At 30.9% G+C, this 12687-nt stretch carries 14 protein-coding genes and 1 pseudogene; 1 reads left to right on the forward strand and 14 read right to left on the reverse strand.

From position 1 onward, the window contains the following. Nucleotides 1-41: 41 nt before the first annotated feature. The 10 genes from scfB to JJD95_RS10640 form a co-directional block, all read right to left on the reverse strand. On the reverse strand, nt 42-1406 hold the full coding sequence (gene scfB / locus JJD95_RS10595) for a thioether cross-link-forming SCIFF peptide maturase (protein ID WP_291642986.1): 1365 nt from the start codon (nt 1404-1406) through the stop codon (nt 42-44). Between the two features lie 63 nt (nt 1407-1469). Continuing rightward, on the reverse strand, nt 1470-1607 hold the full coding sequence (scfA, locus tag JJD95_RS10600) for a six-cysteine ranthipeptide SCIFF (protein WP_291642987.1): 138 nt from the start codon (nt 1605-1607) through the stop codon (nt 1470-1472). 68 nt (nt 1608-1675) lie between these two features. Continuing rightward, a complete protein-coding gene (locus JJD95_RS10605) occupies nt 1676-2044 on the reverse strand; it encodes a TIGR04086 family membrane protein (protein ID WP_291642988.1) in 369 nt (122 codons plus the stop codon). Nucleotides 2045-2144: 100 nt separating this feature from the next. Continuing rightward, nucleotides 2145-2435 (reverse strand): preprotein translocase subunit YajC, encoded by a 291-nt coding sequence (yajC, locus tag JJD95_RS10610; protein ID WP_291642989.1) that lies wholly within the window; start codon nt 2433-2435, stop codon nt 2145-2147. Between the two features lie 80 nt (nt 2436-2515). Beyond that, nucleotides 2516-3640 carry a tRNA guanosine(34) transglycosylase Tgt gene (tgt, locus tag JJD95_RS10615; protein ID WP_291642990.1) on the reverse strand — a complete coding sequence of 375 codons (1125 nt, stop codon included), beginning with the start codon at nt 3638-3640 and terminating at the stop codon, nt 2516-2518. 36 nt (nt 3641-3676) lie between these two features. Further along, complete coding sequence (queA, locus tag JJD95_RS10620) at nt 3677-4702, reverse strand: tRNA preQ1(34) S-adenosylmethionine ribosyltransferase-isomerase QueA (RefSeq protein WP_291642991.1); 1026 nt, start codon at nt 4700-4702, stop codon at nt 3677-3679. Nucleotides 4703-4733: 31 nt separating this feature from the next. After that, complete coding sequence (gene ruvB / locus JJD95_RS10625) at nt 4734-5792, reverse strand: Holliday junction branch migration DNA helicase RuvB (RefSeq protein WP_291643001.1); 1059 nt, start codon at nt 5790-5792, stop codon at nt 4734-4736. A gap of 23 nt (nt 5793-5815) precedes the next feature. Further along, nucleotides 5816-6415, reverse strand: coding sequence for a Holliday junction branch migration protein RuvA (gene ruvA / locus JJD95_RS10630; RefSeq protein ID WP_291642992.1), 600 nt, complete (start codon nt 6413-6415; stop codon nt 5816-5818). A 170-nt stretch (nt 6416-6585) separates the two neighbouring features. Next, the gene (locus JJD95_RS10635) at nt 6586-7353 is read right to left on the reverse strand and encodes a hypothetical protein (RefSeq protein WP_291642993.1); all 768 of its coding nucleotides are present in this window, start codon (nt 7351-7353) and stop codon (nt 6586-6588) included. 188 nt (nt 7354-7541) lie between these two features. Continuing rightward, nucleotides 7542-7805, reverse strand: coding sequence for a hypothetical protein (locus tag JJD95_RS10640; RefSeq protein ID WP_291642994.1), 264 nt, complete (start codon nt 7803-7805; stop codon nt 7542-7544). Nucleotides 7806-7934: 129 nt separating this feature from the next. Here JJD95_RS10640 and aat point away from each other — a divergent pair, with 129 nt between their 5' ends. Continuing rightward, nucleotides 7935-8603 carry a leucyl/phenylalanyl-tRNA--protein transferase gene (aat, locus tag JJD95_RS10645; RefSeq protein ID WP_291642995.1) on the forward strand — a complete coding sequence of 223 codons (669 nt, stop codon included), beginning with the start codon at nt 7935-7937 and terminating at the stop codon, nt 8601-8603. Nucleotides 8604-8716: 113 nt separating this feature from the next. On the opposite strand, the gene splB is transcribed toward aat, so the two are convergent. The 4 genes and pseudogenes from splB to JJD95_RS10665 form a co-directional block, all read right to left on the reverse strand. Further along, nucleotides 8717-9727 (reverse strand): spore photoproduct lyase, encoded by a 1011-nt coding sequence (splB, locus tag JJD95_RS10650; RefSeq protein WP_291642996.1) that lies wholly within the window; start codon nt 9725-9727, stop codon nt 8717-8719. A gap of 68 nt (nt 9728-9795) precedes the next feature. Further along, nucleotides 9796-10029 (reverse strand): hypothetical protein, encoded by a 234-nt coding sequence (locus JJD95_RS10655; protein WP_291642997.1) that lies wholly within the window; start codon nt 10027-10029, stop codon nt 9796-9798. A 78-nt stretch (nt 10030-10107) separates the two neighbouring features. Further along, nucleotides 10108-11853 carry a DUF4153 domain-containing protein gene (locus tag JJD95_RS10660; protein WP_291642998.1) on the reverse strand — a complete coding sequence of 582 codons (1746 nt, stop codon included), beginning with the start codon at nt 11851-11853 and terminating at the stop codon, nt 10108-10110. Then, nucleotides 11850-12551, reverse strand: a pseudogene (locus tag JJD95_RS10665) (RelA/SpoT domain-containing protein); the annotation flags it as partial. The gene JJD95_RS10660 and the pseudogene JJD95_RS10665, both read right to left, overlap by 4 nt. Between the last annotated feature and the right edge of the window lie 136 nt (nt 12552-12687).

The raw sequence follows: 12687 nt of genomic DNA on the forward strand, positions 1-12687 counted from the left end.
TATTCTGATTAATTTAATTAGTCAATATTAGGTAATTATAATTAATTATTCATTGTTTTTGCTTTTAATGCTATAGCACATTCTATTCTTTTCTTTTGCATTTTGCATCCAATTTCATAAGGAATATGCATATCTCCATTGAAATTAAAGTTATTTGCTTGGCATCCACCACTACAATAAAATTTAGCCCAGCAATCTCTGCATGTTGGTTTGTTGTAAATATGTGCCTCTTTAAATTCTTTTTCTATCTTATTACTACTCATTCCATTATATATATCGCCCATAAGAAAATCTTTGTTACCAACAAATTGATGGCAAGGGTATATTTCACCATCTGGAGTAACGGCTATGTATTCATGACCCGCCCCACATCCAGAAATTCTCTTATAAACACAAGGTCCACCTTTAAGATCTATATTGAAGTGGTAAAACTTGAATTCATTTCCGTCCTTATATCTTTGAAGCATATCACTATATAATTTATCGTATTGCTCAAAAATAATAGGTAAATCCTCTTCTCTTAGTGATAATTCATGTTCAGGAGGAAGTACTACCGGTTCTATAGATATTTCTTTAAATCCTAAATCTGCCATATGTTTTATATCTTGGAAAAAGTCAGTATTTTCTCTAGTGAAGGTTCCCCTTACATAATAAGCCTTTGACTTATCTCTCATGTCAACCATTTGTTTTATTTTCGGAAGTATTTTGTCATAAGAACCGCTTCCATCTACTCTCACTCTAACCTTATCATTAACAGATTTTCTACCATCTATACTAAGTACTATATTGCCCATATTTTCATCCATATATTCCATGATTTCGTCATTAAGTAATGTTGCATTAGTTGTCATAGTAAATCTTATGGATTTATTATGAATTTTTTCTTGTCCTTTTGCGTATTCCACTATTTTTTTTATTGTATCAAAAACCATAAGTGGCTCTCCACCAAATAAATCTACCTCAATGTTTTTTCTTGGGCCTGATTTTTCTATAACAAAATCTATTGCTTTCATTCCTACTTCAGCTGACATTACGCTTCTAGCGCCATGGTATTCACCTTCATCAGCAAAACAGTATTTACACCTTAAATTACAATCATGTATTACGTTTAAACACAGTGCCTTTATATAAGATTCCGTATTGGAAATATTCATTGCAATATCTTCATATAAATCTTTTGAGTATAGAAGTTCTCCTTCGATTAATTCCTGAATTTCAGCATAGGCTTCCTCTATATCTTTAGCCTCATATTTTTTTTCGAAAATTCTTAAGGACTCTTCTTTTAATTTAAGTGAATTCTCATCCAAAAGGTCATAAACTATTTCATCAACCACGTGTATTGACCCAGAATTTACATCTATTACATAGTACTCATTATCTTTAATATATTTATGAATTAGTGCCAAGTTGTTTTCCCCCTAACTAAATTTAAAGCAGTAACTCTAAGTGTTACTGCTACATTGTTAATATTAGTTTTCACAAGCTAAGTTAGCTACTGTACAAGATGTTTTACATGCTGATTGACATGAATTAGCACATTCTTTACATCCTGGTTTTTTTAAACTTTCTTTAACGCTTGCTTTATTTATAGTTTTTATATGTTTCATTTTTATTCCTCCATTTCTAAAGTTACCCTATGAATTATATCATAACATTCTTGCTAAATAAAGTATTTTTATAGATTTATTCCAAGCATTCCTGAAAAAACACCTATACCCAAAGCTAACGCTGTTCTTGTTACTTCTCTTATTCCAATCGCAGCATTTCCACCACCAGCTACTTTAACTAAGTATAACACTGACATGTAAGTAGCTGCCACCATAATACCCATTAGCCAACCTTTTTCACCAGCTTTTTTTGCAGCATATACTGATCCATAAAGCACACTAACTAATGTTATTACAATATAAAAAACAGATGTTACTTTCATGCTAGCCGGGAAAAAGCGTGTTATCACAGAGTAAATTATAAGTACAACCAAAGTTAAAATTGCAGCTCTAAACACTCCTTCTCCAGCACAAGAATATTTAATTTTCTTTTCCATGTAATCTCCCCCTTTTTATATAAATCTCAGCAAAAAAAATTTAATTGAAATCTATAATATTAAAATTATGATTAAAAAGGGGGTTTTATTACTTAATTTACTATTTCTTCTCTACTATTTCAGCACTGTTTGTAACTATGACTGTACCTATTCCAGTTTTTGCTAATTTAAATCTAGTTCTGTCTGTACCACTTTCAAGTACAACGTAATCATCTTGGATGTTGATTATTTTTCCCATTATACCGCCTTTAGTCATTACTTCATCATTTACTTTTAAATTATTTAAAAGTGCAGCATATTTTTTCTTTCTTTTATTTTCCGGTATAAAAATTACTAGATAAAACACTCCCAGCATTAATATTAAAGGTAATAAAGATCCTAAGCTTCCCATTTATGTTCCCCTCCTTTCGGTAATTTTTTTTAATTTATAATAAAATAATTGCTCTATAAAAAATAATAGATTAATTATATTTATTCGTTCCACGCATCAAGTTTTTCAGCCTTAAACTCTTCAAAACAATCATTATCAATGGCAGATCGTATGTCTTCCATAAGTTTATTATAAAAATATAGATTATGGAGAACACAAAGTCTCATAGCTAACATTTCTTTTGCCTTGAATAAGTGCCTTATGTAGGCTCTTGTATAATTTTTACAAGCAGGACATTCGCAACCTTCATCAATAGGAGCTCCATCAAGTTCAAATTTAGCATTCATTATATTTATTCTACCATCTTTAGTAAACAAATGTCCATGTCTTCCATTTCTTGCTGGAAGTACACAATCAAAAAAGTCTACCCCTCTTGATACAGCTTCTAAAATATTACTTGGATACCCTACACCCATAAGATATATTGGTTTATCCTCTGGCAAGTATGGAACCACTGCATCAATAATTCTATACATATCTTCATGGGACTCTCCTACCGCCAGGCCTCCTATAGCATATCCATCTAAATTCATTTTACTAATTGTTTTAGCATGTTCTATTCTAATATCTTCGTATGTTCCGCCCTGATTTATACCAAATAACATTTGTTCTCTATTTATAGTGCCGGTCATAGAATTAAGTCTATCCATTTCGATCCTACATCGCTCGAGCCACCTTGTAGTTCTTTCTACTGAATCAACTACATATTCCCTAGTAGAAGGATTTGGTATACATTCATCAAAGGCCATTGCAATGGTAGATGCTAAATTACTTTGTATTTGCATACTTTCTTCCGGCCCCATGAATATTTTATGACCATCAATATGTGAATTAAAGTAAACTCCCTCTTCTTTAATCTTTCTCATAGCCGAAAGAGAGAAGACTTGAAATCCGCCTGAATCTGTAAGGATAGGTCTATCCCAATTCATAAATTTATGAAGCCCTCCCATTTGCCTTACAACCTTATCTGTTGGCCTTAAGTGTAAATGGTAAGTATTAGATAATTCCACTTGGCAGTTAATGTCTTTTAAATCCATGCTAGAAACTGCTCCTTTAATAACACCTTGAGTTCCTACATTCATAAATACAGGTGTTTGAATAACACCATGAGGTGTCGTAAATTCACCACGTCTTACTTTACCACTTTTCCTTAGTAATTTATACATAATTGACCTTCTTTCAATACAATAATTAAAATTCAGTTAATATAAAAACATAGCATCTCCAAAACTGAAGAATCTATATTTTTCTTTTACCGCCATATCGTACGCACCCATAACTAAATCTTGACCTGCAAAAGCGCTAACTAGCATTATTAGTGTAGATTCTGGCAAATGAAAATTAGTTATTAATGCATTAACAATTTTAAACTTATATCCTGGGTAGATAAAAATGTCTGTCCATCCTGATTTTTCATGGACTTTTCCATTTTCATCAGCAATGCTTTCTAACGTCCTATTAGATGTAGTACCAACAGCAATTACTCTGCCGCCCTTTTCTTTTGCACTATTTATTACCTCCGCTGTTTCACGACTTAACACATAGTACTCCGAATGCATTTGATGTTCTTCCACTGTTTCAGCTTTTACAGGTCTAAAAGTACCTAGCCCTATATGTAGCGTTACAAAAGCAACCTCAACACCCTTTGCTTTAATTTCTCGTAGCAACTCCTCTGTAAAATGAAGCCCTGCAGTTGGAGCTGCCGCTGATCCTACCTCCTTTGAAAACACGGTCTGATATCTTTCTTTATCTTGTAATTTTTCTGTTATATATGGCGGTAGTGGCATTTCTCCAAGTCTATCTAAAACTTCTTCAAATATTCCTTCAAATTCAAATTTTACTATTCTACTGCCACCCTCTGAAATACTAATAACCTCTGCCCTAAGTTCGCCATTTCCAAAAATAAACATAGTTCCGATTTTTGCTTTTTTCCCAGGTTTGACTAAGGTCTCCCAGTGATTTATATCTATTCTCTTAAGAAGCAGGAATTCCATTTTCCCACCCGTTCCATCTTTAGTTCCTATAAGTCTTGCAGGTAAAACCCTAGTATCATTTAATACTAAGCAATCTCCTGCGTTTAAACACTCTAATATATCTTTGAATTTTTTATGTTCTATTTCACCGCTTGTTTTATTAACTACCATAAGTTTTGACTCATCTCTCTTTCGGAGTGGATGTTGTGCGATAAGCTCCTTAGGCAAGTCAAAATAAAAATCTTTTACTTTCAAAAATTACACCCTCTCTTTTGTGAAAATGTCATCAACCTTCATTATCTTCATCGTCAAATACTGTAAATTGTTTGAGGTTTTTATGACTGTTTGATATCTTCATAGTTTTATTTAAATGCTTATATGCCTTTTCAGATGCCATCCTTCCTCTAGGAGTTCTTATTATGAATCCCTTTTGAATTAAATAGGGTTCATAGACATCCTCCAAAGTTCCTATTTCCTCGCCTATAAAATAAGATAAAGTCTCTATTCCTACTGGTCCGCCATTAAAATTATCTATAATAGCTTCTAGCATTTTATTATCTATATTATCAAAGCCTTCACTATCTATTTCAAGAAGCTCGGCTGCAGACTTTGCTAACTCTAAATCAATAATTCCATTTCCCTTAACATCACAATAGTCCCTAACCCTCTTAAGTAGTCGATTAGCAATTCTCGGTGTACCCCTTGAACGCCTCGCAATTTCAACTGCTGCGTCTTTTGTAATATCTACCTTTAAAATAACAGAAGATCGAACGACTATTTCTTTTAACTCATCCTCCGTATAATATTCCATGGCACTGAGCACTCCAAATCTATCACGAAGGGGTGCTGTTAAAAGTCCTATTCTAGTAGTAGCACCAATAAGTGTGAACTTTGGCAAGTCAAGCCTTATAGATTTTGCTGAAGCCCCTTTTCCAATTACAATATCTAATGCATAATCCTCCATGGCTGGATATAATATTTCTTCAACAGTTCTACTAAGCCTATGTATTTCATCAATAAAAAGAACATCATAATCACTAAGAGATGTTAAAATAGATGCTAAATCCCCAGGTCTTTCAATAGCAGGCCCTGAAGTTACTTTTAAGTTACCCTTCATTTCCTTTGCAATAATATTTGCAAGAGTTGTCTTGCCAAGGCCAGGTGGCCCATATAAAAGAACATGATCAAGAGCTTCTTCTCTATTTTGAGATGCTTTTATAAATATATTTAATTTTTCTTTAATTTTTGGCTGACCAATATACTCCCTAAGATTTTGTGGCCTTAAGGAGTATTCTGCTTCCATATCTTCTTCAATGATAGAAGATGTAATAATTCTTTCCTCAATATCATCCATAGTATACTACCACCTTAATTCATTAAATATTTCAAACAATTTTTTATCATATTTTCAAGCGATTCTTCTTTATTTGATGCGTTAAGTGCTTTTTCAGCTTCCTTTTCAGAATATCCAAGTGACATAAGAGCTCCTAAAACATCTATAAGTTTTCTATCTTCTATTAAATTACTCCCTGAAAGTCGTGATAAATTATTAACTTCACTCTGCTCAATATGGATTTTTTCTCTAAGCTCTAAAATTATTCTTTGAGCAATTTTTTTTCCTATGCCAGGTGCTCTTTGTAAGGTTTTCTCATCCCCAGACACAATAGCATACTTAAGGCTTGTAACATTGCAAATAGAAAGTAATGATAACGCAGCTTTTGGGCCAACTCCATTGGTACTAATTGCAAGGCTAAACATCTCTATCTCATCTTTTGTTAAAAATCCATACAGCCCAATAAAATCTTCTCTAACAATTTGCTTTATATATAATAAAACGTTGTCGCTGGTCTTTGGCATTTTTGCCATAGTACTTCCGGAGGTATATATCTTGTACCCCATGCCATTATTATCTACTACAACGTAGTCTTTACTAATACCTACAAAAATCCCGCTTATATATTCGTACATACTTCTATCCTCCTAAACCTATAACCACTATATAATACTTTAACACCTAAATGCTATTAATTCAATAATTAACAATATAAATATCAAAGTATTAGCAAATTTAATTGCAAAAAACCTTAAGAAATTTCAGTTCTTAAGGTTATAGTTCATTTTCGATTTTTTATAAATAGTTATGACCTTAATAAACCTCTAGCATAATCGAAGGCCTTTCCAGCAGTCTTAAATTCACCTTTTTCTTCGCTCTCTTCCATATCTATTGGACCTTCGGTGTCCTTAACATATTTTTTACCAAAAATTAAGTCATCCAATACTCCATCCTTTTCTTTTAATTCACCTGTTTTGATATATATAAGCTCTCCTTTATCCTCTGTTTCAAAATCATAATCCCGTTGGGTACCATCTTCTGCATCTACATTGGCATTAAATATTTTATGAGCTATTATATCTCCATTATTATCAGTCTTATAAATTGTAACTAAATCATTATATATGCCTAGAAAATACCTATTAGCATTATAACTGTACCTATCACTATTATTAACAAAATCAACTTGCCCCACACTCATACTATAAACTATATATCCTTGTTTTTTAAAAAGATCATTAAGTTCTTCTTTTGTCTTGCTATCTAATTCATTAGAAGCATTGAATTGTTTTTCTAATACCATATTTCTTACTTCTTTATCTTTATATTTAATAACAAAAGTAAATTTTGTTTGTCCCGTTACCTTAGTCAAATTAGTAGTCACTGATGATTGTTTTAAATTTTCATCATAATCACTAATTCTTATGTCAGTGAGTTTCATAAAAGGCAATTTATTAGAAGCTTCAAATTTCAAATCGTTTTTATTCATATAACGGTCTAGTGAATAGTAAGCACCAGAAAAAGCAATTAATAGGATTGTTATCATTAGGTATAAAAATTTTTTATTATTCATATTACCCCTCCTCATTTGGAATTATGTCCATATAGAGGAGTATTTATACAATCATTATGATTAATATAAATATGCTGTACTAATTTGTAAATACCCTTTCCGGAATCGGTAACATTATCTAACTCTGATGGATAAGGTCAGTTATTTTAAACTTTTTAAATTTACATCTATATACTTTTTCAAATTTATTACAATTCATTTTCTACCTTACCAATGTTTTCTGCTAAAACTATACATATTAATTCTAAATTACCACCATTAAAATCTAGTCTTTTAGAAGTTAGAATACAAAGTTCCCATTGCAATGTTTCTAATAAAAACATATTATATATTTCTGTAGGAACATTTTTCTTCACATAATAAAGTCTTTTAGCTGGTTCATCATCATAAATTTCATAAGATTTTGTAATAACATGTTTATATTCTTTATAAACGGTTTCTTCAAAAGACATAATATCACCTTCCCACAATAATATTTATGTAGTGAAATTCAATAATATTACTTCAAATTATTAATTTTAACACGTATTGTGTTATACTTTTAGAACCTTTAATATACTATATTTTGAAAGGAGTTTATAATGCCCATTTATAGATTGTCAAATGATTTAGCATTCCCAGATCCTTCACTTTCAGAGGAAGATGGACTCTTAGCCATAGATGGTGACCTATCTCCCGAGAGATTACTTCTTGCTTACTCAAATGGTATATTTCCATGGTTTTCAGAAGAAGAGCCCATACTTTGGTGGTCACCAGACCCACGATTTATTATTTATCCAAAGGATATTAAAATTTCTCATTCCATGAAAAAAATACTTAAAAATAAAATTTATAGAGTATCTTTTGATACTTGTTTCAGAGATGTTATATCGAATTGTGCTAATATCAGAAAAGATACAGGAACTTGGATTACCGATGAAATGATTGAAGCCTACTGCAAGCTTCATGAACTTGGTTTCGCCCATTCTGTAGAGACCTTCCACGGAGATAAATTAGTTGGTGGTTTATACGGTATAAGTATAGGGAAATGTTTTTTCGGTGAATCAATGTTTTCAACTATGGATAATGCTTCCAAAGTAGCCTTTATTACTCTTAGTAAATTATTAGAAGAAAAAGAGTTTACCCTAATTGACTGCCAGGTTCATACAGATCATCTAGAAAGTTTAGGAGGAGTTTTCATATCTAGAAAAGATTTCTTATCACTTTTAAAAAAAGGTACTTCCATATCTCCTCTAAAGTTGCATCTTTAAATTACATATTTAAAAAATCAGTATGGAGACTAACGTCCTTATACTGATTTAATAATAAATACTTTCTTTCTAAACAAAAAAAACATCCAACCAAAAGTTAGATGTTTATATTACTAGGTAAAATATTCAATTATTGCCTCTGAAAAATTTTCGTTTATGAGTTTGGATATATAGTCTCTAATGTTTTCACTATCTGTTTTCTTATAAACATACTTAAACTTACCATAAGGTCCCCATTTTAATAATCTCTTCTCTTCATCTAAATCAAGTTTAGTATTCACAAATCTTTGAACTATAAGTTCCTTTGCAGCTTTAGTAAATCTATGTTGTATAAGTTCAAAGCTTATTTCTTCATTATACCCATCTAATGCTATTTTTAGCGTCTCAAATAATTCTTTATACTCTTCTTTCCAATTATCATATATCATAATAGGTGCAATTATAAACCCTATTGGGTATCCAGCAAGAGCAATTTTTTTAACAGCTGCTATTCTTTCATTAAAACTACAAGTGTTGTGTTCAAAGTTATTTATTACATAGCGTGAGTTTAAAGTGAATCTAAACTTTGTATGCTTATTATGTTTTAGTTTTAAAAATGCCTCAACATTATCAAATTTAGTTACAAGCCTAAGTCTACCATTAGAACTTTCTCCAAAAAACTCTATGCATTTTGTTAAATTTCCACTTAAGTGCTCAAGAGCTACTGGGTCAGTTATGCTTGCGCATTCAAAGCTAGTGATATTCGGCATGTTATTATCTATATAATTCTGAATAATTTCTAAAATATCTTCTATGTTCAGGAAAATCTTCATAAATGGTTTTTCACCTTGAGTGGTCTGGAGATAGCAATATTCACAATTGGCAGGACAGGAACTGGATAGCGAAAATTGGTAATCTGCAGATGGCCTACAACTTACCAATTTTTTTTGACCATTTACTGTGAAAAGTATAGTTTTTTTAGCAATAGCATAATTTTTTTCAGGTGACCCACCCTCTATTACTACTTTTTTAGAATTAACTATAGGCACATTAAATTTTTCTAAATACTCTATAACCTTTTTTGCTGAATCATATTTGTGAATTTTTGGGTTTATATAAGCTATATCCGGTATAAACAACTTCATTATTTTCACCTCATAGGTATTATTTTATTAAATAAAGTTATTTATACATATATTAAATTTTAAAACGCCTATCTAATATTATACTTATTAATTACCTTGTTCTTTAACTTTACGCCCAGTGTTTCCCCAATAAATCTATCAATTATATCATCTTTAGTGGATTTACCCTCTACAAACACGTTATATCTCTTACAAAGCTTGCTTAGGTCGCTCTTACTTATTTCACAAGTTTTAACAAAACTTTTTGCAGTTTTAACACTACTCATAACCATTATACGTTTATATATTTCATCATTAGTCATAGATACACCTCTAATCTTTTATTTATAGCTACATTATACTATATTAAATGGTGCGAATAAGTCAACTTTAACAATTATTTATTTTAATTTTACAAGAATATAGAATTCGAAATTCTTTGATTGCAATTTATCGTTTGAGGTGTTCATATTACCTGATATATTAGAAAATATGATTTTAATATTAACTTTATCATTTACATCCTCAAAGGTCATTTCATCTTGGGAAATATTGTTTTGATTTTGATTAATACCATATTTTTTTATAAGTATATTAACAAATTCCGTTAAATCTTTTTTATAAATATCTTTTCCATCTTGAGTAATCTCTAGTGCACTAGATTCATAATCATAGTTTAAACTAATTGGTGTGTTATCTGAATTCTGAGATTTATTATACCTTGAATCAAATAAATAGTCATATCCTCTTACATCCATTGCTTCTGATGTGCCGGTGGAATTAAAATTGAAATACTCATTGTTATTTCCATAATTTCCTTCGCTATACTTGACTCCTAATATCTTTTCCGAATCTGAAATTCCAAAACCATTTGGCAATGAATTAATGTCGCTTAGACTATGATTTCTATCAAAATAATTAAGAACACTACTTATCTGACTTATATCCTCTTTAGAAACCTCAACTTTCGCTTTAACTACTTTGTTATTCAAAATCATATTATTTCTAACAAATATTTTGTTTAGTCTCTTATTTTGGCTGTATTTTGAAATTTCATAGCTACTTAGAGGTCCAAATACAGATACAAAAGTTATTACTGCAAGGGATGCTGGAAGTATTATATTTCTTATTTTTTTTGCGCTTGCGAAGTATATCATAACTAAAAACACCCATATACCAAGTGCAACGACAAAATACCTGTTTTCAGTTACCCCGTAAGCTTTGATTCTAATTCCTATAGAAATAAACATCATGACTATTAGCGGAAGGATCACCTTTGGAAAATACTTCATGTATCTCCTTGTCCAACTCTTTTCACCTAGTAGTGGTGATATGAAAAATAGGACAGCTGCACTTATTGCAGAATACCAAAGTACAAGATGGGATACGAGTCCCTCTGGCCACTGACTTGTAATAATTATCTTTGCAAAATATATATATAGTATTATAGTATATACAGAAATAAGTGGCATCATAATATATAATACAAGTACCTTTAAAAGACGAGAATAGTCGTTTAAAGTTAATACTTCATTTTTTATTGGTAGACCTGCAAGGAAAAATGCTGGTGCAAATATACCCGCAACCACAAGAAAGGTGTAGTAATAAAGTTCACCTTTAATATTAATTCCTAAAAGCTTATCAATTGTAAAAAGAATTGCAACTAATCCTAAGTATAAGACTAGTGAATATAAAACAGTGGTAAAAAATCTAGTAAAGATCCTAATAACATAAAACTCAAAGTCATCACTCTTTGGGAAATATGATATAAAAAGAAAAATCAAATATAAAATAAGACTAAAACCAATGTATCTTGACATTGAAATCATTCCTATATCCTTTAGCAAAAAGTAGTAGTAGAGAATTAAAAGTAGTGTACCTCCTAAATAAGATGCATAAAGTGATACCTTCTTGTAATTATCTAGTCTTTCGAAGAAAAGTTTGATGGATAATGAAAGTGGAATTCCAAGGGCAATTACCATAGTTACTCTACCAAGGGTTTCTATAAGATCACTACTAGCCTGTGGGCTTATTTCTGAAATATAAATAAGAAGTATAACACATATAGTTGAAAGACCTATAGTTAGTGGGAATCTTTCAAGACTGCTTTCAATTCCTTTTAATAAACCTTTAAATATTTTTTTCATTTCAATTCCCCTTCTTTTAATTTACTTATTTCTTTATCCTTCATCTCTATCATTCTTTCATATTTTGATTCCATTTCAATCCAATTGCGATTTAACAGATTTATTAAGGATGCCATTTCATCAGAACTACCTGCTATTCGATTAAATAACAAAAGATTTAAAGCTAGCACCTCTGGAATTTCCTTATGGGAATACCTTAGTTGATGATCAATTTCTCCATAGCCTTCCTCAAATATTGTTCTCACCTGGATTTCTGCTATAACCTTTTGACTAGTTGGGAAAAACTCTATTAAATAATGCACAGATCTATATCCAGATTTTCTAGAATGGATTTGTATATTTAGCTCCTCAAACCTTTTAGTGTCATCACCTTCTCGAACATTAGCAGTTATTTCAATAACTTTCCAGGTACTGTAAATGAAATTGTGTATATCTTCCCAATCTTCCTTAAAAATATGTATTGCTCTAACTCCTATTAAATCATTTATTTCTTCTTTATAGTTTTCCATGGAGAACTTAAATTCTGAGCCATATTTTTCTTTTCGCCCTGTGGTCTTTCTAATTATTTTTTCTATTAATCTATCTGGTTCTTTAACCCTAGACTTTACTGAATGTATCTTTTTATGTGTTCTAAGCGTGTCCGCTATAAACCCAGCCTGACTTTCATAACTACTCCTGTAGCTATCATAGTCAAGGTGGTCCTATGTCAATAAAAAGTACAAATTAAAATGAGAAAGTTATTAGTAATCCCCTTAAATTTAACTTGCGATTGATACATTAAGTTTATTTGCTTTTTTATAGGCTATTTCAAACTCATCAGGTGACATATAATTG

It is taken from the genome of Clostridium sp. (genome assembly GCF_016650035.1).
In the GTDB taxonomy this organism is placed as follows: Bacteria; Bacillota; Clostridia; order Clostridiales; family Clostridiaceae; genus Clostridium_AD.

Bases quoted from the DNA above. Each gene is read 5' to 3' on its own strand.
- scfA (WP_291642987.1), bottom strand. From the start codon at position 1,607: ATGAAACATATAAAAACTATAAATAAAGCAAGCGTTAAAGAAAGTTTA.
- JJD95_RS10605 (WP_291642988.1), bottom strand. From the start codon at position 2,044: ATGGAAAAGAAAATTAAATATTCTTGTGCTGGAGAAGGAGTGTTTAGA.
- yajC (WP_291642989.1), bottom strand. From the start codon at position 2,435: ATGGGAAGCTTAGGATCTTTATTACCTTTAATATTAATGCTGGGAGTG.
- tgt (WP_291642990.1), bottom strand. From the start codon at position 3,640: ATGTATAAATTACTAAGGAAAAGTGGTAAAGTAAGACGTGGTGAATTT.
- ruvA (WP_291642992.1), bottom strand. From the start codon at position 6,415: ATGTACGAATATATAAGCGGGATTTTTGTAGGTATTAGTAAAGACTAC.
- JJD95_RS10635 (WP_291642993.1), bottom strand. From the start codon at position 7,353: ATGAATAATAAAAAATTTTTATACCTAATGATAACAATCCTATTAATT.
- JJD95_RS10640 (WP_291642994.1), bottom strand. From the start codon at position 7,805: ATGTCTTTTGAAGAAACCGTTTATAAAGAATATAAACATGTTATTACA.
- aat (WP_291642995.1), top strand. From the start codon at position 7,935: ATGCCCATTTATAGATTGTCAAATGATTTAGCATTCCCAGATCCTTCA.
- splB (WP_291642996.1), bottom strand. From the start codon at position 9,727: ATGAAGTTGTTTATACCGGATATAGCTTATATAAACCCAAAAATTCAC.
- JJD95_RS10655 (WP_291642997.1), bottom strand. From the start codon at position 10,029: ATGACTAATGATGAAATATATAAACGTATAATGGTTATGAGTAGTGTT.
- JJD95_RS10660 (WP_291642998.1), bottom strand. From the start codon at position 11,853: ATGAAAAAAATATTTAAAGGTTTATTAAAAGGAATTGAAAGCAGTCTT.